22 protein-coding genes are annotated in these 22,287 nt (G+C 38.1%); 14 read left to right on the forward strand and 8 right to left on the reverse strand.

From position 1 onward, the window contains the following. Positions 1-41 precede the first annotated feature (41 nt). The 6 genes from OQX63_RS09910 to OQX63_RS09935 all read right to left on the reverse strand — a co-directional run bounded on the left by OQX63_RS09910 (position 42) and on the right by OQX63_RS09935 (position 4,196). Entirely contained in the window at positions 42-1,091 is a 1,050-nt protein-coding gene (locus tag OQX63_RS09910; RefSeq protein WP_265850714.1) for a hypothetical protein, read from the reverse strand. 87 nt (positions 1,092-1,178) lie between these two features. Then, complete coding sequence (locus OQX63_RS09915; RefSeq protein WP_265850715.1) at positions 1,179-2,060, reverse strand: class I SAM-dependent methyltransferase; 882 nt, start codon at positions 2,058-2,060, stop codon at positions 1,179-1,181. Between the two features lie 3 nt (positions 2,061-2,063). Beyond that, positions 2,064-2,447 carry a type II toxin-antitoxin system VapC family toxin gene (locus tag OQX63_RS09920; RefSeq protein ID WP_265850716.1) on the reverse strand — a complete coding sequence of 128 codons (384 nt, stop codon included), beginning with the start codon at positions 2,445-2,447 and terminating at the stop codon, positions 2,064-2,066. Beyond that, positions 2,447-2,689 (reverse strand): DUF2281 domain-containing protein, encoded by a 243-nt coding sequence (locus OQX63_RS09925; protein ID WP_265850717.1) that lies wholly within the window; start codon positions 2,687-2,689, stop codon positions 2,447-2,449. The genes OQX63_RS09920 and OQX63_RS09925 overlap by 1 nt, the downstream gene beginning before the upstream one ends. A gap of 20 nt (positions 2,690-2,709) precedes the next feature. Further along, positions 2,710-3,462: an ABC transporter ATP-binding protein gene (locus OQX63_RS09930; RefSeq protein WP_265850718.1), complete on the reverse strand. Its 753-nt coding sequence runs from the start codon at positions 3,460-3,462 to the stop codon at positions 2,710-2,712. Further along, entirely contained in the window at positions 3,462-4,196 is a 735-nt protein-coding gene (locus tag OQX63_RS09935) for an MlaE family ABC transporter permease (protein ID WP_010602507.1), read from the reverse strand. The genes OQX63_RS09930 and OQX63_RS09935 overlap by 1 nt, the downstream gene beginning before the upstream one ends. Before the next feature lie 147 nt (positions 4,197-4,343). Here OQX63_RS09935 and OQX63_RS09940 point away from each other — a divergent pair, with 147 nt between their 5' ends. The 6 genes from OQX63_RS09940 (at position 4,344) to OQX63_RS09965 (ending at position 11,117) form a co-directional block, all read left to right on the forward strand. Next, positions 4,344-5,033, forward strand: a complete 690-nt coding sequence (locus tag OQX63_RS09940) for an SDR family oxidoreductase (RefSeq protein WP_265850719.1) — start codon at positions 4,344-4,346, stop codon at positions 5,031-5,033. A gap of 19 nt (positions 5,034-5,052) precedes the next feature. After that, entirely contained in the window at positions 5,053-5,748 is a 696-nt protein-coding gene (locus OQX63_RS09945; RefSeq protein ID WP_265850720.1) for a PspC domain-containing protein, read from the forward strand. Between the two features lie 5 nt (positions 5,749-5,753). Further along, positions 5,754-6,737 (forward strand): LiaF transmembrane domain-containing protein, encoded by a 984-nt coding sequence (locus tag OQX63_RS09950; protein WP_265850721.1) that lies wholly within the window; start codon positions 5,754-5,756, stop codon positions 6,735-6,737. A gap of 110 nt (positions 6,738-6,847) precedes the next feature. After that, complete coding sequence (locus tag OQX63_RS09955) at positions 6,848-7,459, forward strand: RDD family protein (protein ID WP_265850722.1); 612 nt, start codon at positions 6,848-6,850, stop codon at positions 7,457-7,459. A 176-nt stretch (positions 7,460-7,635) separates the two neighbouring features. After that, positions 7,636-9,615, forward strand: coding sequence for a (E)-4-hydroxy-3-methylbut-2-enyl-diphosphate synthase (gene ispG / locus OQX63_RS09960; protein ID WP_265850723.1), 1,980 nt, complete (start codon positions 7,636-7,638; stop codon positions 9,613-9,615). Positions 9,616-9,842: 227 nt separating this feature from the next. Beyond that, on the forward strand, positions 9,843-11,117 hold the full coding sequence (locus OQX63_RS09965; RefSeq protein ID WP_265850724.1) for a mechanosensitive ion channel family protein: 1,275 nt from the start codon (positions 9,843-9,845) through the stop codon (positions 11,115-11,117). Between the two features lie 224 nt (positions 11,118-11,341). On the opposite strand, the gene OQX63_RS09970 is transcribed toward OQX63_RS09965, so the two are convergent. Further along, a complete protein-coding gene (locus OQX63_RS09970) occupies positions 11,342-12,166 on the reverse strand; it encodes an alpha/beta hydrolase family protein (RefSeq protein WP_265850725.1) in 825 nt (274 codons plus the stop codon). A gap of 339 nt (positions 12,167-12,505) precedes the next feature. Beyond that, on the reverse strand, positions 12,506-12,892 hold the full coding sequence (locus OQX63_RS09975; protein WP_265850726.1) for a DoxX family protein: 387 nt from the start codon (positions 12,890-12,892) through the stop codon (positions 12,506-12,508). A 135-nt stretch (positions 12,893-13,027) separates the two neighbouring features. Here OQX63_RS09975 and hemA point away from each other — a divergent pair, with 135 nt between their 5' ends. The 8 genes from hemA (at position 13,028) to hemE (ending at position 22,280) form a co-directional block, all read left to right on the forward strand. After that, the gene (gene hemA, locus OQX63_RS09980; RefSeq protein WP_265850727.1) at positions 13,028-14,254 is read left to right on the forward strand and encodes a glutamyl-tRNA reductase; all 1,227 of its coding nucleotides are present in this window, start codon (positions 13,028-13,030) and stop codon (positions 14,252-14,254) included. A 287-nt stretch (positions 14,255-14,541) separates the two neighbouring features. Continuing rightward, positions 14,542-16,122 carry a hydroxymethylbilane synthase gene (gene hemC / locus OQX63_RS09985; protein WP_265850728.1) on the forward strand — a complete coding sequence of 527 codons (1,581 nt, stop codon included), beginning with the start codon at positions 14,542-14,544 and terminating at the stop codon, positions 16,120-16,122. Positions 16,123-16,318: 196 nt separating this feature from the next. Beyond that, positions 16,319-17,287 (forward strand): porphobilinogen synthase, encoded by a 969-nt coding sequence (gene hemB, locus OQX63_RS09990; RefSeq protein ID WP_265850729.1) that lies wholly within the window; start codon positions 16,319-16,321, stop codon positions 17,285-17,287. A 167-nt stretch (positions 17,288-17,454) separates the two neighbouring features. Then, positions 17,455-18,825 (forward strand): glutamate-1-semialdehyde 2,1-aminomutase, encoded by a 1,371-nt coding sequence (gene hemL / locus OQX63_RS09995; RefSeq protein ID WP_265850730.1) that lies wholly within the window; start codon positions 17,455-17,457, stop codon positions 18,823-18,825. Positions 18,826-18,948: 123 nt separating this feature from the next. After that, the gene (locus OQX63_RS10000) at positions 18,949-19,815 is read left to right on the forward strand and encodes a sensor histidine kinase (protein WP_265850731.1); all 867 of its coding nucleotides are present in this window, start codon (positions 18,949-18,951) and stop codon (positions 19,813-19,815) included. Positions 19,816-19,823: 8 nt separating this feature from the next. After that, positions 19,824-20,528: a response regulator transcription factor gene (locus OQX63_RS10005; protein WP_025146905.1), complete on the forward strand. Its 705-nt coding sequence runs from the start codon at positions 19,824-19,826 to the stop codon at positions 20,526-20,528. After that, complete coding sequence (locus OQX63_RS10010; RefSeq protein WP_265850732.1) at positions 20,528-21,043, forward strand: hypothetical protein; 516 nt, start codon at positions 20,528-20,530, stop codon at positions 21,041-21,043. The genes OQX63_RS10005 and OQX63_RS10010 overlap by 1 nt, the downstream gene beginning before the upstream one ends. 211 nt (positions 21,044-21,254) lie before the next feature. Continuing rightward, positions 21,255-22,280, forward strand: a complete 1,026-nt coding sequence (gene hemE, locus OQX63_RS10015) for a uroporphyrinogen decarboxylase (protein ID WP_265850733.1) — start codon at positions 21,255-21,257, stop codon at positions 22,278-22,280. The last annotated feature ends 7 nt before the right edge of the window (positions 22,281-22,287 follow it).

Consider the following 22,287-nt stretch of genomic DNA (forward strand, 5'->3'; position numbering starts at 1 on the left):
GAGCAAAAAAAAGCCTGTAATCGCAATTACAGGCCTCTTATTTATTGATATTGAATATATATCGGTTTTGGAGTAAGCTTCAATAGCTCTTCAGGAGTCATTAGCCGCTTAGGATCTTTTTTTAGGTCGTTTTTATAGAATAGCTTAAAGCCTGTAAATTGTACAGGTTCGCTTTGTATAAAGTGGCGATAGGTGCCTTTTTTTAATTCAGGTTCGCCCCATCCATCCATATGCATTACCACCTGTACTTCAGGACGTAGTTTAATATTAGCCGAATTGGTTACCATCTTTTTTGTAAAGCGGTGCAATACAAATACTTTTGGAGGTAAATTATGCTTTTTAACAATATCGGCCAGGTATTGCGTTACATAATTTACGTCGGCAGCATCATAAGTGCCGATTTTTTTACCAGGCAATGAACCATCTTTCATCGAAAATTCCGGGTCGATACCTAAATGTACATAAGGCAGTTCAAGATATTTTTCGATGTGCGGTAACTCTGCTTTTATGGTACTTAAAGCTACTTGTAAATCTAAAAACACGATGGTATTAGGTTGCATTTTGGCAATTTTCAAAACAGAATCGATCTGTTTGTTGCCCATCCTGTTGATATATTTTCCATCTTTTCCAGGGGTTCCACTGGCTACAGCGGCAATATAGTGCAATCCTGGTTGTACCGGGGTAGATGGGTCAGCTTTTTCCCAATGCTTAACTTCAGCATTCAGGCGTTGCCACATTTCTTTAGGTGCATACTCGCCAAGTGCACCCATCTTTTTTGAATGCAGGTTTCCATAATAAACAACTATACGTTTAAATGGTAAAATGGCACCTGCTAAAGGATAAGGTTGTTTTTTTACTGGCCATTTTCCGGTTGTATCTCCGTTTGCCAGTTTTTTCATCAATGAATCGTAAAGCTTTGGATCAACCGGTTTCATTACATTTACGGTTGAGTCGGTTTTCTTTTTAGTGGTATCGGATGAGAAGATTTTGCCAATGCCGCTTCCGCCTTTACTGTCTGAATTGCAGTTGGCAAATAAGCTGATTGCGGCAAAACCAAGTATTACGGTGCCTGCTAATGGAGGGAATTTCATAGATATTCGATAATTAAAATTTAGTCTTTTTCCGGACCGATGAAAGTAGGGCGGAAATCTGGTAGTTTAAAATAAAGTAATCAACATTTACACATTACAGAATTTACCAAAAACACCTAATGGCAATTTAATGCCCGAGGTGGCCTGTAAATAAAGTTCTCCTGTTTCGAGATTTTTAACCGCAGGGAAAGAAGTACGGATTAAATTCTCAACAATTACCGAAGAAAAACCAAGTGAGTAGGTATTTAGGATAAGGAAATGTTCTTTGTCATCTAATAACTGTACTACATCCTGCATCATTTCCTGGATATGATCTTCCAGTTTCCATTTTTCTCCATTAGGGCCGTGGCCGTAAGCTGGTGGATCCAGGATAATACCATTATATTTTTTACCTCTTTTTAATTCTTTCTTTACAAATTTTAGGGCATCCTCAACCATCCAACGCGTATCTTTCAATCCCGAAAGTTCCTGATTCTCATTTGCCCAGGTTACCACCTGTTTAATCGAATCTACGTGCGTAGTTTCTGCACCTGCCGCATTTGCAATTAGTGATGCCGCACCTGTATAAGCGAAAAGATTTAAAACTTTAGGCTGTGGCGTTTTAAATTTTTTAATAGAAGACGAGATAAAATCCCAGTTAACTGCCTGTTCAGGAAATACACCTACGTGTTTAAAAGAAGTTAAACCTAAACGGAGTTTAATGGATGCTTCATTATTTTTATATTCTACATGCCAACGGTCTGGAATAGACTGATTTTTTTTAACCCATTCGCCTGAAGTAGCCGAACGGCCCCTGAAAGTGATATTGGCAGTTTTTTTCCAATCTTGTTCTGAGTATGTTTTTTTCCATACCGCCTGAGGTTCAGGACGAATAAGGGTTACATTTCCAAAACGTTCTAATTTTTCAAAATCCCCGCAATCAATCAGTTCATAATCTTTCCAGTGGGTGGGGGCAAGTAATTGTATCATGTATTAAAATAACTTTAAATTGGGATAATTTATAATGTATTGATCGTCAGTTATCAAAGTGAGATTGTCTGCTAATGCCTGTGCAATAATCAATCTGTCAAATGGGTCTCTATGGATCAAAGGCAAAGCCAAATACCTGTCAAGATGTTGTTTTTGGATATTCAATACTGATATACAGAAATTATTTATTACCTCATACATCTCTTCCAGGTTTCTGGTAACAATCAGTTTTCCTATGTTAAGCTTTATAATGATTTCCCATAAACTGGCAATGCTTATAAATTTTTCATTTTCAGAATCAATAATGCTGTTTATTGTTGACTGATCAAGATTGTGATCTTCATTAATTAATGAAATGAAAATATGCGTATCAAGTAAAAGACGCATTACATATAATCTTTTAAATCGTCTATTGGATCATTAAAATCTTTAGGAATGATAAATAAGCCTTTTGCCGCACCATACAAGCTTTTTGGTTCTTCGACAATATTTGTTTTTTCGCTTTCCGATTTAGGAAAGCTCTTCGAATGTTTGACTTTTAAAAAATCAATAAAATCTTCTACCTCATTTACCATGCTTTCTGGTAAGGTTTCCAATTTATGAATGATATTTTTTGTAACCGTAGTCATATACAAATATACGATTTTTCTTAAAACTTATCTTTTGCAGCTTTCATGAAGCGGCTGGCAAATACGAAGTCATTTAATTCCTGGATGTCAGTATGGGCAATTTCCTTGTTGCTGCCTTCCCAAAATTTCTTTCCTTCATGCAGAAACAGAATATAATCGCCAATACCCATCACTGAGTTCATGTCATGCGTTACCACAATGGTGGTGGTTTTATATTCTTCAGTAATTTCCTTGATCAGTTCATCAATTACGATAGAAGTTTTTGGATCCAAGCCCGAGTTAGGCTCATCACAGAAAAGGTATTTTGGGTTCATCGAAATGGCGCGTGCAATACCTACACGTTTTTTCATACCCCCAGATAACTCAGCCGGGAATAATTTGTTTTTACCCGCCAGGTTTACCCTTTCTAAACAAAAATCAACCCGCTCAAGTTTTTCTTTTCGGCTTTGATCAGTAAACATATTTAAAGGAAACATGATGTTTTCTTCAACCGTCATACTGTCAAACAGGGCAGAGCCCTGAAATAACATACCTATTTCTTTACGCACCTCAATACGCTGCTCATAGGTCATCGGTGTAAAATCGCGTCCGTCATACAGTACCGAGCCAGAATCTGGCTGATGCAAACCTACCATACATTTCAGTAAAGTTGTTTTTCCTGATCCCGAGCCACCAATAATTAAATTGGTTACACCTTCTTCAAACTTTCCGGAAATACCTTGCAATACATCATTTCCGGAGAATGATTTATAAATATCTTTAATTTCGATCATTACAATAAAAGTTGAGTAACCAAATAATCGCAAACAAGGATTGAGATACAGCTAATTACAACTGCTCTTGTACTGGCCTGCGAAACTTCTAAAGCACCTCCACGAACATAAAAGCCTTCGTAAGCCGGAACTGAAGTAATAATGAAACCAAATACAAATGCTTTTACCAAAGCAACAGTAATAGTATAAGGGTTAAAGTCAGTTGTAATACCCTGAATATATTCTGCAGGCGTAACAGCTCCAGAAATAGAGCCGCCAATATATCCACCTGAAATACTCAAAAACATCGAAATGATAACCAACATGGGTACCATGGTTATGCCTGAAATAATTTTAGGGAGAATTAAATATCCTGGTGCATTGATACCCATAATTTCCAGTGCGTCAATCTGTTCGGTAACCCGCATAGAGCCGATTTCAGATGAAATGGCCGAGCCGATTTTTCCAGCCAGTACAATCGCACTAATAGTTGGGCTTAATTCCAATATACTCGAATCGCGGTTTACTGAACCGATAATTGTTTTTGGAATAAAATCACTAACCAACTGGAAAGCAATTTGTAAAGTCATTACTGCACCGATAAAAGTAGAAATAATAGCAATTAAACCTAAAGAGCCCACACCAACATAATCCATTTGTTTGGCGATTTCTTTCAGGTAAATTTTCAGTTTTTCCGGCTTTCTGAATACAGACTTGAGTAGCAGGATGTATCTGCCGAAATTGGTAAAATTCATTCCGTATGTATTTGCTTAATTTAAATGATCATTCTATACTACTACAAAGAAACGATAAAAAAGTTGGAGCGCTTTGCTAATTACAAAAATATTCGTGGTTTTGAATATAATTATGGTTTTTTGTTAACAAAAATTAAACCATAAATAATGAAAGCTGTAATAACAGGTGCAACTAAGGGGATCGGAAAAGCTATTGCGACTAAATTTGCCAAGAATGGGTACGATTTAGTTTTAGTAGCAAGGGGCGCAGATGACCTCAATATGCTTCGGGAGGAATTAACCCCTCATGGGAATGTTGTTTTTATCCACGTGGCAGATTTTTCGGTTAAAGAAGAAGTGTATGCTTTTTTAAATTCGACTGCTATAAATTTTGATCATGTAGATGTTTTAATTAACAACGTAGGGACCTTTTTGCCTGGCAGTATTCTCGATGAAGATGACGAAACCTTCGAAAAACAGCAGCACTTAAATACAAATTCCACCTATTATTTGAGTAAATTCTTTGGAAAAAAAATGCGCTCAGCCAAACGGGGCCATATATTCAACATCTGTTCGGTGGCCAGTAAAGCACCCGTAAAAAATGGAGGCAGTTATAGTGTAACAAAAGCAGCGATGTTGAGTCTTAATCATGTATTGCGGCAAGAGTTAGCACCTCACAATGTTAAAGTTACAGCATTTTTGCCAGGCTCCACTAAAACCTCATCCTGGGAAGGCACAACAATTCCGGATGAAAAATTTGTACAACCTGAAGATATTGCGGAAACTTTATTTACCATTTTAAACTTAAGTAAAGGGGTAAATGTAGACGAGGTTTTAATTACTCCGCTTGATTTTTAAACACAAAATGAACAACGTTATGGAAAAGAAGCTTTTTAGAAACGAACACGATAAGATGATTGCTGGTGTAGCTTCGGGACTTGCAGATTACATGCAGGTGGAGGTTACCATAATTAGGTTATTGTTTGCGTTATCCGCCATATTTATGGCAGGAGGTGGCTTAATTGCCTATATTATCATGTGGATTATTGTTCCTGTGAACAACGATCCGGCAGCAAGGTTCTCTAAATTTAACAATTACTTTGGTAATAAAAATCCAAATGCACAGCCGTTTGGAACTGCCGATCCTTTTGCCGGACCTGCTAATCAGGGAAATCAGAATTGGACACAACCTGTAGATGGCACACAGAAAACGCCTTTCGAAACACAGCCCGATTTTAGTAAATTCAACAAATCTAACGATACTGGCCGCACCATCGGCGGATTGCTATTGTTGGTAATCGGATGTTTTTTCCTGATGCGCGAAATGGATTTTATACCTGATTGGTTTAATATCCGTAATTTATTCAGATACATGTGGCCGTTAATATTTATTGCTTTAGGTATAAGTATTATCGCTAAATCAAAAAGAAAAAATGATTGGGCGGCTTTTCAGCACCAACAGGAAGCTGAACAACAAAAAACAGCTGATTTTTCTGAAACAATTGTAGAAAGTGAACCTACAACGTCAGTTAACAAAGATGATCATTCAACATCTGCTCACCCTCAAGTATAAATAAAATGAAATTAGATAGATTAATTTGGGGTATTATCCTGCTTTTTATTGGCGGTGTACTTCTACTCGAAAATTTTGGTGTAATCACTTTTTACTGGCGCAATGTTTGGAGCTTTTGGCCAGTGTTTTTAATTATTGCAGGTTTAAATATCCTGTTTAATAAAAATAATTCGCAAACAGGCAGTATCATCTCTATTGGTGTTTTAGTGATAGCCCTTTCTTTCCTTTTTTATAAAGGTCAACAGGTTCCTGAACGCGGCAGTTGGTGGGGGCGTCAATTCAAAAAAGATGTCGACATTAATATCGAACACAATAATGATGATAACGACGATGATGATAACGATAACGACACATCATATAATCACTTAAGTTTGTCTGAGCCATTTGTGGCGGCAGATAATACGAAAAAAACAGTATTAAATATTTCTGGAGGTGGCATTTCATTTAATCTCGATGGAGAGACCGATCAGTTGATCAATGCTGACGTAAGGAAGAAACATGGTAACTTTTCTTTAAAGAAATTCCTTACCGATAGTGCAACCGTACTTACTTTCCAGATGGACGATAAAAAGAACAAATGGAATTTTGGGGATGGCGGTAACGATGTTAACTTTAAATTGAATAAAGAAGCCAGTTGGGATATATTGATGAAACTGGGTGCTGGCGAAGCAAATTTCGATTTTACCGATTACAAAGTGCGTACTTTCCGCTTTGATGGGGGAGCTGCAGCTTTGGATATTAAATTCGGAGATTTATTGCCAATAACCGATGTAATCGTGAAATCTGGCGTAGCCGATGTCAAAATTGCGGTACCCACCAATTCAGGTTGCCGGATTAAAACCAAAACTGGCTTATCGGCTAAAGATTTTGATGGTTTTGAAAAATTGAGTGATGGTGTTTACGAGACTTCAAACTATAAAACCTCAACCAAAAAAATCTTTATCAATTTAGATGGTGGATTGAGTAACTTTGAAGTAAGCAGATACTAGGGAGGTTGAAGGTTAGAAGGTAGAAGGCGTAAGGCTAAGACTTCATTAACGAAATCTTTATAAAATGCTGATCTTACAATCCTAAAGTCTCATAATCCTGATCTAATCCGATGAATCCTGATCAATATACAGTTGTAATAAATGGTAAGCCTAAAGGGCCGTATAATTTAAACGAACTGAAAGATTTAAACATCAGTGCGAATACTTTTATACGTAAACCCGGAATGGACGATTATAAAGAAGCTCACGCAATGCCCGAACTGCGTGAGCTTTTAGGTTTTACCTATCAAAAAACCGCACCTCAATATTTTGCCGCTTTTGATCAAAGATTATTGGCTTCAGTGATTGATCATTTTATTATTTTCGGTTTCTATACCATTATTATTTTAACTAGTTATATTTTTATAGAAGGGAAAGACCAACGGATTAAGGCTTTTTTAGTTCCTTTTCCAATAATATTTTTAGTTAAACTGGTTTATGGCAGCATCGCCGAAGCAACTAAAAGCCAGTCAACTATTGGTAAAAAACTCCTCAATATTAAAGTAACCGACTTAGAAGGTAGCCGGGTTTCTCTTGGTGTTTCCTCAGCGAGGAATTTTTCTAAAATCTTATCTGTAATCCCGGTTTTCTTTGGTTATCTATATAGTTTCCTGAATAAGAAACATCAGTGCTGGCATGATATTGCGGCTAATACTTTAGTAATAAAAGACAGGTTAATATAAGTTAGAAAAGCAAGGATAATACTGCTATTTTCATTATGCGGGCTGTTCGCTATATCTCCGATGTAAAATTGGAGTATGCCGCTTCCATCCCGTTTATTAAACTCTTGATAAGCCAACTGATTTAATTACAACATTACAACATCAAAAATTCCAACAATCCTTATCTTTGCAAACAGATGGAAAATATATTGGCAAAACATGATCTGGCTGGCGGATATTGCAACAGTTTAACCGCTTATTCTAGATATTTAACCCGCGAGGTGAATATTGGAGATATTGCGTTGGGTGGGCACAATCCAATTAGGATTCAATCCATGACCACTACCGATACAATGGACACACTGGGTACAGTAGAGCAGACCATCCGCATGGTAGAATCTGGTTGCGAATATGTCCGTATTACTGCTCCAAGCATTAAGGAAGCCGAAAATCTGGCTAATATTAAAAAAGAACTACGTTTCCGTGGTTACAATGTTCCATTGATTGCCGACATTCATTTTACACCAAATGCTGCAGAAATGGCTGCGCGGATTGTAGAAAAAGTACGTGTTAATCCAGGTAATTACGCAGATAAAAAGAAATTTGAGAATATAGAATATACGCAAGATGCCTACAATGCAGAGTTAAGCCGGATTTACAAAAAGTTTATTCCCCTGGTAAAAATCTGTAAAGAGTATGGTACTGCCATGCGCATCGGCACTAACCACGGATCGCTTTCTGACAGGATTATGAGCCATTATGGAGATACACCGCGTGGTATGGTCGAATCTGCAATGGAGTTTATCCGCATGTGCGAAGACCAGAATTACTATAACCTGGTGATCTCGATGAAAGCCAGCAATACCCAGGTAATGGTACAGGCTTACCGTTTGCTGGTAGAAACCATGGCTAAAGAGGGTATGAATTATCCTTTGCATTTAGGTGTTACCGAAGCAGGCGATGGTGAAGATGGGCGCATTAAATCAGCAGTTGGCATTGGCACTTTATTGGAAGATGGATTGGGTGATACCATTCGTGTTTCTCTAACCGAAGATCCTGAATTTGAAGCGCCAGTTGCTAAAGCTTTGGCAGACCGCTATGCTTTAAGGAGCCCGAAGTCGGAAATCGGAAGTCCGGAGTCAATTACTCTACGCCCCACGCCCCACGCTCCACGCCCAACTTACTCTCCTTACGAATACAACCGCCGCGTTACTACTCCGGTACAACATATTGGCGGGCATAACCATCCGGTAGTGATGATAGATGTTTCGAAGGAAAATTTAAAAGACCCTTACTTTTTAAGTTCGGTTGGTTATAACTATAGTGCAGGTTTAGATAAATATAATCTAGCCGACCAGGCATGTGATTTAGCCTTTTTAGGCGATAATTTGCCATCTTTTTCATTCCCTGGGAATTTAAAGCAGGTCTACAATTATACCACTTGGTTAAAGCTGAAAGACAAAAATAACTGTCACCCTTTATTTACGTTTGAAGAATTTGGCAGTAATACCCTTAAGGATGAACTTTTAAATTTTTTAGAGGTAGATGCGGGAACATTCCAACATTCCAACATTCCAACCTTTGAACCTAATGTTGTCCTGATTTTAAAAACTTCTGCTATACATGGGATGGCCGAGCAAAGAGCATTTTTTGTGGCATTGCAGGAAAGAAATATACAGGTCCCTGTGATTATAAAGAGAACTTACCACGATGCGGATGCTGATCATTTAATGCTTTATGCAGCTACCGATCTGGGTGCCTTACTTACCGATGGTTTTGGCGATGGTGTTTGGATTGATGCGGAAGGACAAAACCTTTCATTGATCAATTCGACCAGTTTTGGCATTTTACAGGCCACACGTACCCGTATCAGTAAAACGGAATATATTTCGTGCCCAAGCTGCGGGCGAACGCTTTTCGATTTGCAGGAAACTACACAGCTGATCCGTTCGCGGACTGATCATTTAAAAGGTATCAAAATTGGGATCATGGGATGCATTGTTAATGGCCCGGGTGAAATGGCCGATGCCGACTACGGTTATGTAGGTACTGGTCCTGATAAAATTACCCTATACCGTGGTAAAGAAGTGGTAAAGAAAAATGTAACTACTGCGTATGCTTTGGATGAGTTGATCGATATCATTAAAGATGATGGGAATTGGGTAGAAAAGGTTTAATCAAATTATCCCCTGGTCTGTGTCCCCACAGACCACTATACTGTCATTCTGAGCGCAGCGAAGAATCTATATCCTGGTGGCACCGATTACAAGCTACTGCGCCATTATCAATGTTAGCATAGTTTTAACAGCACTAATATTCTCGGAGCAGATTCCTCATTGCATTCAGAATGATAAAGAATCGAACATCATTTAATTTTCTAACCAATAAATCCTAAATTGCCTTGATGAAAATCCCGGAGTTTCAATGCCTTTTTAACGAACTTAGAAACTGGTTGGCTGGTAAAGGCCTTGCGGGTAACGAATTCATTTATTCTTATTTTTTTATTGGGCTTGTTGCAGTTGTTTTATTCCTTTTTGTCACCATTTTTGTTACCCGTCAGGTATTTATTGGTGTGGTAAAAAGTGCCAAAACTAAGTCCGACTGGCAAAAGGCGTTATTCGAATTTCGTGTTTTTAGGGCTTTCGCACTAATTTTTGGTGCTTACATTATCTATAATGCTGTTCCGTACCTTTTTATCTACTTTAAAAACTGGCATTTCTATGCTTTGATTTTTGCTAAAATCTATATGGTTTTAGCTGTGATGTTTGCTGTAAATGCATTTTTGAATGCGGTGGTCTCCATTATGGAATCATCTAAGAAATATGCCGATAAACCTGTTAGAAGTTACAAGCAGGTAGCCAAAATTGTATTTTATATTGTTGGTTTCGTGCTTATCCTTTCGATTATTCTGGGTGAATCGCCAGTTTATGTTTTCGGTGGTTTTGGTGCAGTTACAGCAGTTTTCATTCTGGTTTTTAGAGATCCGATTTTAGGTTTTGTGGCATCGGTACAAATGAGTGCCATTGATCTGGTTAGGGTAGGCGATTGGATTACCGTAGAAAAATACGGTGCTGATGGCGAAGTAACCGAAATCAACTTAACCACCATTAAGGTGCGTAACTGGGATAAAACCGTTACCATCGTGCCGAGTTATGCCATTGTTAGTGAATCGTTTAAAAACTGGCGGGCAATGGAAGAAAGTGAGGGACGTAGGATTAAGCGCCACATTAACATTAAAATTTCGAGTATTAAATTCTGCGATGAAGAACTGATTGGTAAGTTGCAAAGCATCGATTTTCTTAAAGATTACCTCAGAGAAACTCAGGCATTTATTGAACATTATAATGCCGAAAATACCGTAAATCCCAATAATCTGGTTAATGGCCGCCATATGACCAATATCGGGACTTTTAGGGTGTATGCAGAAAAATATCTGGAAAGCAATCCTCATATTAATAAGGAACTCACCTTTATGGTACGCCAATTACAGGCTACAGAACACGGATTGCCTATTGAGATTTACGTATTTTCCAAAGAGAAAGGTTTAAAACGTTTTGAAGAAGTGGCTGCCGATATTTTTGACCACTTGTTGGCTGCGGTACCCTACTTCGATCTCGAAATTTTCCAAAGCCCTAGTGGTAGCGATATGCGTAATTTTGTAAAGAGGGGGGATGATTAGCATTTGATGTCATTCTGAAGAATAATTTATTTTATAAAAATCAACATTATTGACAGTAGAATTTAAATGAATATTATCGTCATTTCGACTGAAGCTCACCGATTTTTCATCGGTAGCGTAATGGAGAAATCTTCTAAATTTGATTCAATAATCTGCTATAAAGATCTCTCCACTTCGCCTTGCTCCGGTCGAGATGACGACCATTTCCTCAGAATGACAATAGCCTATTCTCCTAAGAAAGTCAAAACCTTTTCGCAAACTTTAAATAATAGTGGTGGTAAAGTTTCGCTGGTGTAAGGCTGTGTTGCTCCATACACATGGTTGGCACCTTCAATTTTAACCAACCTGCTATTTGGATTGGCCTCTGCCAAGGTTTGCGCGGTTTCGAAAGGGACATTTATATCATCATCGCCGTGGATAATCAACCAGGGGATATTTATGCGTTTTGCTGCATCTATAATATTTAATGTTGCCGCATTTTCTTCCAGATCTTCCAATAGCGTTACATTTAATGGCATCTGTTCTTTTGTACGGGCATTGGTAACAAAAATCCTTCCGGTTTTTTTCCATTCTGCCTCTTGTTCCTTTTTCCAAAGACTATTAAAATCGGCAATAGCACTCCAGGTAACCAGTTTGTTGATCCTTAAATCGTTTGCTGCTTCTATAATGGATAATCCACCGCCACGGCTATGGCCAATTAAATTTACTTTAGTGTTTGCACCATAAGCTTTCTCCATAAAATCCAATACTGCATTTACATCTAAGAGTTCTTTAGATACGGTATTGCCGGCAAAAGCTTCCATATCGGTAACATCTTTTGGGTCATCAACAGGTACGCCGCTATGCGATAAATTAAACTTAACGTAACGGTAACCATTGCTGGCAAAATACCTGGCTACTAAGTTATGGGCACCCCAATCTTTAAAACCTTTAAAACCATGTACAAAAAGTACGATGGGGGTATTAGGATTTTTTTTGTCAAAAGTGATGTCGCCAATAATTAATTTTCCGTCCGCACCGCTAAGGCTAAAATTGCTTTGTGTAATCATAGTTAAAGAATTGATGTAAAATATAAACCTACAAAATCTAATTTTGTTGTGTGCTTTTAAGAGAGATCGTCCTTTCGACTGTAATGCAACGAAATGGAGAAATCTGGCTTTACAGTAATTGTAAATTATTTAGATTTCTCTACTGCGGTCAAAATGACGCTGCTAAAAAAAAACCGTTCATAGAACCAGAGGACATGTTCTCTAAACCCGATAGGCGTGAAAATACTTTTTGATGCAGGTCTTCAACAAACTCAGACTGGCATTCACAAAAAGATTGTAACGAATAGCGGGACTAACACTAAAATGAAATACAGGTTTTGCTTTTCAAAAAAGACATCTTCAGGTTGTTTTCTTATAATAATACCATGCCCAACCCATAAACAACAACTGAAATGGTAATCTCATCCAGGCAATCAGCGGCGTAACCAGCATTTCGCCCAACATGAACGGTGCCTTCTCAATCATATAAATATGGGCAGGGATAAAAGCGATCAGCATGAGTATGATTAGCGCCGACGCAAGCTTTCTTGTCTTTTTAAACAGCAATAAAAACCCGAAAACGATTTCCAATAATCCAGATAAGTAAATTAAAAAGCCAGGTACAGGCAACCATTTTGGCAGAATTTCGTAATATACTGCAGTGGATAAAAAGTGGTTACATCCGGCCAGAACGTAGAAAAGGGCATAAAACCAAAGAAAAAAATTATAAATTGATCCGTTTTTCATGATTGATATATGGTTTGATCTGAGAAGATTGCTATTTAAAACCGTTCTAAATTGATGTAAATTACAGGTTAATGACAGTCACATGCCTTCACCATGTTACTTTTGTATCCCGATAATAGTTAATAACGGAAGCACTTGGAATATTTAAAAGTAATAGCTTTTACGCATCACCACATCGACCTGAAATCTTTAGGGAAATTAGTTATTTGTGACCAGAGTTTAGATAGCAGGTTGAAGAATGTTCAAGCAGAGCTTCCCGTTAGCGAAATTTTTTATGTCGGAACCTGTAACCGTGTAGAATTTGTTTTCTTGACCAAAGAGAAAACCGACAAAGAATTCGTAACCAGATTTCTTACTGTTTTAGACATGGGGTTGCCTCCTGAATTTATGGAGCGTTTTCTGGATAATGTTACCGTATACGAAAACGAAGAAGCCTTTAACCATTTGTTGAGAACATCATGTTCTTTAGAGAGTTTGGTGGTTGGCGAAAAGGAAATCCTTGCCCAAATCCGTAAAGCTTATGAAAACTGCCGCGATGCTGGATTTACCGGCGATTACATGCGTATGATTATGGATCGTGTGGTTAAAACGGCAAAAGAAGTTTATACGCACACAAACATCTCTAAAAATCCGGTTTCTGTTGTTTCATTGGCTTACCGTAAGCTAAAAGAACTGAATATGTGTGGCAACTCGCGTATCTTAATCATAGGTGCTGGCGAAACCAATCAGAACATTGCAAAATATCTCAATAAACATAAATACTCCAATTTCTCCATTTTCAACCGTACGTTCTCTAAAGCCGAATCTTTGGCAGCAGAGCTGGGTGGTAAAGCTTATCCCTTAGCCGCACTTGAAGATTTTAATGAAGGATTTGATGTAATCATTACCTGTACAGGTTCTACTGAGGCCATTATTAATGAAGCGCTATACGCTAAACTGTTAAATGGCGATCAGGGCAAAAAAGTGATTGTGGATTTGGCCATTCCGAATGATGTGATGCCTGCTGTGATCCATAATAATCCTGTTCACTATATTGAGGTAGAATCACTGAAAGAGGTGGCGCGAAAAAACATCCAGGAACGTTATAACGAACTGGTGCATGCCGAAGAAATTATCAGCAATAACATTACCGAATTTTTTTCTGTTTTAAAACAACGCCGTATCGAACTGGCGATGCAGGAAGTGCCAAGAAAGATTAAAGAAATCAAAAATACAGCCATAAACGGCGTTTTTGCTGAGGAAATTAGTCAGATGGATGAAGCTTCGCGTGAAGTTTTAGAACGTGTAATGAATTACATGGAGAAAAAATACATCAGCGTACCTATGGTAATGGCAAAAGAAATTCTGGTTAACCAACCTTAATTTAACCGTGTTTTTTTCTGTCATCCTTGAATGAAAGATCTTCCATTCCGGGAATCAATAGTATTGACTTTTGAAGTCAGGTGTTGCCACCTGACTTTTTTGTTTGCAAAATTTAGCAAGTGTAAGATGGTAACATCTTACACCACGGATAGAATGACAATAGATAATACCTAATGTCACAGAAATCCTTTAAATTCTCCTTTCTGTAACCTCACTGTCTCATTTTTAAACAATTCATGGTATAAACCACTATTTAAATTAAATTTGTAGCTCATTTAATCTTAATAGTGAAGAAATTAACCATTGGAACACGCGGTAGCGACCTGGCTTTATGGCAAGCAAATCATATCAAAGATGAATTGGCAGCCATCGGAATTGATGCAGAAATCAAAATCATTAAAACTCAGGGCGATAAAATCCTGAATTTAAGATTAGATAAACTGGAAGGCAAAGGCTTTTTTACCAAAGAATTGGAAGAAGAACTTTTAGGTGGAACAATTGATCTGGCTGTACATTGCCTTAAAGATTTACCTACTACGCATCCAGAAGGATTAACCATCGCTGCTTTACCTCCTCGAGAGGAAGCCAGTGAATATCTTTTGATTTTAAAAGACTGTGTAGATGTTACACAGAAGCTTTCATTAAAAAAGGGTGCAATGGTAGGCACTTCCTCTAACCGTCGCAAAGCTCAATTACTGGGCTTGCGTCCCGACTTAGAGATTGAAGATTTGCGTGGAAACGTACCTACCCGGATCCAAAAGCTCCGTGATGAAGATTATGATGCCATTTTGATTGCTAAAGCTGGTGTTAAACGTTTAAACCTTGATGTGACCGATTTACATGTAGAAGAATTGGAAACTACTGAATTTATCCCTGCTCCTGCACAAGGTGCTTTAGCTATTCAAATCAGGGAAAATGATACAGAACTTTTTGATGCACTACAAAAATTGCACGATCCGGCTACAGCCGAAACCGTGACTGTAGAACGTAAGGTTTTAAATCTTTTTGAAGGTGGTTGCCACATGCCTTTAGGCTGTTATTGCAAAAAAGAAAATGGAAAATTCGAAATTTGGACTTCAAAGGCTGAAACCGCCGATCATTTTCCTGAACGTTTGTTTTTACGTGCAGAAAGTACTGAAGGACTGGCAGAGAAAATTGTAGCCAAGTTTAATGTAGAAAGAAAAAAACCGGCAAAGGTTTTTATCTCGCGCGAAATAGGTGAACACAGTTATTTCCGTAGGGCATTAGAAAATAATAACATCGAAATAGAAGGACGTTCACTAATCCGTACATTCCCGATCGTAACTGTTTTAGATCAGTTTATTTTGAAGCATGTGGATTGGGTTTTCTTCAGCAGCCGTAATAGTGTCGAATATTTTTTCAACTTAAAACCAGTATTGCCAAAGAAAACCAAATTTGGTGTGGTTGGTAGAGGTTCGGAAGATGCCCTTCGTAAATTTGGACATATAGCCGATTTTGTTGGTGAGAGTGGAGATATTACGGAAGTTGCAGAAGATTTTGCAAAATTGGTTGGTGGTCAGCAAATATTGTTTCCGAGAGCGCAGGATTCCTTGCAATCTATTCAAAAATCATTACCGGCTGATGCTAAAGTAATCGATTTACCAATTTATGAGACGGTAATAGAAGAAGATATAGATCAAAGTTATGCCGATGTACTCATTTTTACCAGTCCATCCAATGTTGATGCGTATTTCGCAGATAATTTATTGGAACCGGGCCAGCAGGTAATTGCCATAGGAAACTCAACCGGTAAGAAATTTGATGAAATGGGCGTGAAGTATGCTTTGCCTTATTCTCCTGATGAAATTGGGTTGGCAGAAGCGGTTTTCGGGATTGAAATGAGGTAGAGGGTAGAAAGGTTTAGGGTTGAGGGCGGAAGGGTTAGAGTTTAAGGTTTAAGATAATTTAGTCTTGATACCCGATACTATAATCTTGATACTAAATAAACCCGAAGGAAAAAATTAAAAGATATTCAGGTTTTGATACTCGATACTAAAATCTCGATACTTCAAATCTTGATACTAAATACTTGATACAAAAAAAATGTTAAATCGTCCGCGAAGATTACGGAAAAATCCGTTAGTGAGAGAGATGGTAGCCGAAACCCGGTTATCGAAAGATATGTTTGTGTACCCTTATTTCGTAGTGCCGGGTAATCACTTTACCCATGCTATCGATGCCATGCCAGGTGTAAACCATTATTCAGTTGATACTTTGGTAAAGGATGTGGAAGCCGGAATGAAAAAGGGACTCAATAAAATAATGCTTTTTGGCGTTGGTGATGAGAAATCTGCGGATGCCAAATCGGCTTACCACGATCATTCTTTAGTGCCAACGGCGGTACGTGAATTAAAAAAAGAATTTGGGGATGATTTATATGTAATTACCGATGTGTGTGTATGTTCTTACACCACCCACGGTCATTGCGGTATTTTAGAAAACGATTACGTTCAAAATGATAAAACAGTTGAAGTGATTGCTAAAATGGCTTTAACCCACGCTGAAGCTGGTGCCGATATGTTTGCGCCATCGGATATGATGGATGGGCGCATTGAAGCCATGCGTAACCTATTAGATGAAAATGGTTTTGTAAATGCAGCCATTATGAGCCATGCCACAAAATTTGCTTCAGCCTATTATGGTCCTTTTAGAGAGGCTGCAGACTGTGCACCAAGCAAAGGTGATCGAAAAGCTTATCAGATGGATTTCAGAAACCCATTGGAAGCTTTACGCGAAGCGGCTTTAGACGAGCAGGAGGGCGCCGACGTTTTAATGGTAAAACCGGGCTTGGCCTATCTCGACATCATTCAACGTTTAAAACAAGATACCAATTTACCGATTGCAGTTTACAATGTATCTGGTGAATATTCGATGGTAAAAGCAGCAGCCGAGCGCGGTTGGATAGACGAACAAAAAGTAGTAATGGAAACCATGCATGCCTTTGCCAGAGCAGGTGCCAGTATTATTACCACTTACCATATTAAAGATATTTTAAATAACAACTGGCTTTAGAGGCGGAAGACTTAATGGTTGAGGGTATATACCCACAATCTAGATCCTTAACAATTCGTTCTAAATCCTACAAAATATAATGAGGTAAAAGATTGATGGTTTATTGGTTATGGGTTATACGCCCAAAGCCTTTTACCTTCCACCTTTCAGCCTTCAACCTTAATAAAATGTTAGATTCATTAAAGAAAATGTTTTCAGGCAATGAAGCCGATATCCCGGTAAATACAGGCAGTAAACCTGATATTTCGAGGGTAAAATCTGCTGAATTGTATGAAAAATCAAAAACGTATTTCCCCGGTGGCGTAAATTCACCTGTAAGGGCTTTTAAATCCGTTTACGGTACACCGCTTTTTATCGAAAAAGGTGACGGTTGTTATATCTGGGATGCTGATGGCAATCAGTTTATCGATTTCTGCGGTAGCTGGGGACCACTAATTTTGGGACATAATAATCCTAAAATCCGTGAGAAAGTTACCGAAGTGATGCAAAACGGAATGAGCTTTGGCGCACCAACAGCCTTGGAAAATGAATTGGCAGAGCTTATTATCAAGAATAATCGTTTTGTGGAGAAAATCCGTTTTACGAGTTCTGGTACCGAAGCGGTAATGTCGGCCATACGTTTGGCGCGTGGCTTTACTGGTCGTGATAAGATTTTAAAGTTCGAAGGTTGCTACCATGGGCATAGCGATTCGCTTTTGGTTAAAGCAGGTTCGGGACTGGTTACCTTTGGCGAAACTTCTTCAGCAGGTGTGCCTAAATCTTTTGCAGAAGAAACCATTGTGGTTCCATTGAATGATAAGGTGGCTATAGAACAGGCATTTACACAATTTAAAGATCAGATAGCTGCGGTAATTATAGAGGGTATTCCAGCGAACAATGGTTTAATTATGCAGGATGAAGAATACATTCATTTCTTGCGTAAAATCTGTACCGATAATGGTTCACTTCTAATTTTTGATGAGGTAATTACCGGATTCAGGGTTGGTTTTGAAGGTGCTGCCGCACACTACGGCATTGCACCAGATATTGTTACTTATGGCAAAATTATTGGCGGTGGATTACCCGTTGGTATGTATGGTGCCCGTGCTGAAATTATGGCGCACATTTCTCCTGATGGAGGCGTTTACCAGGCCGGAACTTTATCGGGTAATCCTGTAGCCATGGCGGCAGGAATTGCTACCTTAACCGAACTGAGCAAATCTGGCTTTTATAAAGATTTAAATAATAAAGCACAAGAATTTGTAGCCAGCATTCAGCGTTTTGCAACTGCACGTAATTACAAGTTTAAAGTATTTACCATTGGTTCTATCTTTTGGTTTGCTTTTACCGATAAGGATAAAATTCAATCGGCTGATGATATTGATGCCGGCAGCATGGAGAAATTTAAGGTAATGCACCGTGAATTATTAAATAGAGGAATTTATTTAGGCCCATCGGGATATGAAGTTGGTTTTGTATCTTCAGCTCATACGAAGATCGAGTTAGAGAAAGCAAAGAGAGCTATTTTTGAAGCATTAGATTTGGTGTTTAAGAAGTAATGCTTCGACTCCGCTCAGCATGACAATGGATCTATTCACCAACCAATTGTCACACTGAGCGGAGTCGAAGTGCCTTATACGACAACTTGCTAATTAAAAACTTATGTTATCAACCCAAAGGAAATGAAGAAGTCCATTATCATATTTTACGCTTTACTGCTTTATGCACTGGTTCAGCTCATTTCGTGGGGTACCCTGGTGGTGCGTTTGCAACCCAGCCGCATGACGATGATTATGGGCGAAGGTTCGGTGTTTTTATTCTTACTTTGTATCGGTGGCTACTTTCTCCATCAATCCTTAAAGCGTGAAGATAAACTGCGGGAACAGCAACAAAACTTTTTAATGTCGATCACGCATGAGTTAAAATCTCCTTTAGCGGCCATTAAACTTTCTATCCAAACCATTGTTAAAAGAGATTTGGATAAAGCCCGCCAAATTTCGCTGTTAAATAATTCATTAAAAGATATTGAACGTTTGGATGACCTGGTCGAAAATATGTTATTGGCCACCAAGATCGAAAACCGTTCATATACCTTTCCTAAAGAGGAGTTCAATTTTTCAGAACTGGTATACAAGATTACTGATAGACTTCAGGTTCATTCCTGTGGCAATGAACAGTTGATCAATGCCCACATTCAGCCAAATTTGCAGGTTATGGGTGACAAATTTGCCTTATCGTCTGTAGTAACTAACTTAATCGAAAATGCGGTTAAATATTCGAGTCCGTGTGATGAGATAAATGTGCATTTAAACAAAGTGGATGGACATATTCAACTTAGCGTAATTGATAAAGGACCAGGTATTTCAGATGCCGAAAAAATGTTGATATTTGATAAGTTTTACCGTGTTGGTAACGAGAATGTCAGAAAAGCGAAAGGAACAGGTTTAGGCTTGTTTATTGTGAAAGAGGTTTTACAATACCATGATGCAGATATTACAGTAAAAGACAATTTGCCTCAGGGAAGTATTTTTGAAGTAACATTTAGTTAATCTCAATTATGTCACAAAAATTAAGAATTCTATTGGTAGAAGACGAGGATCACTTGTTAGATGCTATCAAATTAAACCTCGAACTTGAGGGTTATAAAGTTCATGCCGTTAAAGATGGCAAAACCGCTCTTAAAATTTTTAAGGAAGAACGCTTTAATCTAATCATCTTAGATGTCATGTTGCCTGAGATGGATGGTTTTCAGGTTTGCGAAACCATACGTTTAGAAAATGCAGAAGTTCCAATTATGTTTTTAACCGCTAAAAACACTTCTGAAGACCGTGTTTTAGGATTGAAAAAAGGCGCTGATGATTATTTGGTTAAACCATTCAACTTAGAAGAATTAATTCTTCGTGTGGGTATTCTGGTTAAACGCAGTTTAAAATCTGATGATTTAAAAGAATTGAACTCTTACAAAATAGGTGATAAAACCATTTATTTTAACTCCTTCGAATTAAAACACGATGATGGCACCATTACACCGTTGACTAAAAAAGAAACCATGTTGTTGAAACTATTAATCGAACGTAAAAACGATGCAGTTTCAAGAGAACAGATTTTAGAAACGGTTTGGAATTATGATGTTTACCCATCAACCAGAACAATTGATAATTTTATTTTAACGTTCCGTAAGTATTTCGAGCCAGATCAGAAAAATCCGGTTTATTTCCACTCTATCCGTGGTGTAGGCTACAAATTTACAGATAGTCATTAATGTACAATAATAAGGGCAGATATGCTTTAATGGCAGTTTTTGTGCTTGCTGGCTTAGTTTGTGTTTTTTACAATCAATACCAGTTAGCAGCACTTTCGGCGCTATTAATGGCCTTTGTGATCTGGAGCCATTTTAAACATGGTTCGGTTTTGATGGCTTCGAAACATTTCAAAAATAACGACTTTGGCAAAGCCAAAGCCTTGCTGGCCGAGGTAACACAGCCAGAGCGTTTGGCCAAAAGCCGCAGGGGTTATTACGAATTTATGCAGGGCAATATGGCATTGAAAGAGGAAAACTATGATAAGGCCGAATATCATTTTCAGCTGGCCAGCCGTTTTCCAGTAGGAGGTAAGAATGAAAAAGCGTATGTACTGATCCATCTGGCTAATCTCGCTTTGCGAAAAAAAGATAGAGAAAGAGCAGAAGTCTATACCAAGAAGGCCAAAGAACTTGCAGAAACCCAACGTTCGAAAGATATTATTGTTAAAATTGAAAAGGAAATAAGCAGGTTATAATACGAATATTGTCATTTTGAATAACGAAGCACCAGTTTAGGAATAAAAAGGTACTTCGTTTTTTTTTTATTTATACCTTTGAGCAATTAAAATTATAGTCGGTTCGTCGTGCTGAACTTTTTTCAGCATCTTTTAGCGATTAAGATCCTGAATTAAATCCGATAGCTATCGAATCAGGGTGACGTTGACTAAGGAATACCAAATACAAATCATGAAGAATAATTTATTTTTAGACGCAGCATTTTCAAAACAAACCGAACGCCCACCAGTATGGATGATGCGTCAGGCAGGTCGTTTTATGCCACAATATTGGGAAATTAAAAACAAATACTCTTTTTTAGAGATGTGTAAAACACCCGAAATTGCAGCCGATGTAACGATGTTACCTGTTGATTTATTGGATATTGATGCCGCAATTTTATTCTGTGATATTTTGGTAACCGGAGAGGCTATGGGTGGCGATTTAAGTTTCACTCAAGGCGTTGGCCCTAAATTTGCAAACCCTGTGCGTACTGCCCAGGACATTGAGAATTTAAATGTAGATTGTTTAGACAAATTGCAATATGTTGCCGATGCGATTAAAGTGATACAGCAACGTTTAGATGGGAATATTCCTCTAATCGGCTTTGCTGGGGCACCATTTACGGTAATGAGTTATTTAATTGAGGGAGGTTCTTCTAAAGACTTTAAATTAACCAAGCTCTTTATACACAACCAACCAGAATTGGCACACAAACTTTTGGCTAAAATTGCGAAAGTAACAGCTGATTACCTGAACCTTCAGATTGCTGCTGGTGTTAACGCTGTTCAAATTTTCGATAGCTGGGCCCTGGCCTTATCATGGAACGATTACCAGGAGTTTTCGCACCGTTACATCCAGGAAATCATTGCCAACTTAAATAGAAAAGATATTCCGGTAATTTCTTTCTGTAAAGGAAGTTCGGTTTTTGCCCCAATGATGGCCGAAGCTAAACCGGATGTGATTTCGGTTGATTGGAATGCTGATTTATTGAACATTAAGAATGCTTTGCCAGCTGGTATTGCAGTTCAGGGAAATTTAGATCCACATATTTTATATGCCGATAAAGCAGTAATTAAAGCTCAGATCCATAAATTATTTGAGCGCATGCGCGGTACAGAAGGCTTTATCTTTAACTTGGGTCATGGTATTATGCCCGATATTCCTTTTGATCATGTGAAGTATGCAATTGAGGTAGTAAAGGAGTTTAGGTATTAATCAAATC

Origin of the sequence: Pedobacter sp. PF22-3, from assembly GCF_026239555.1 — a bacterium.
Classification (GTDB): domain Bacteria; phylum Bacteroidota; class Bacteroidia; order Sphingobacteriales; family Sphingobacteriaceae; genus Pedobacter.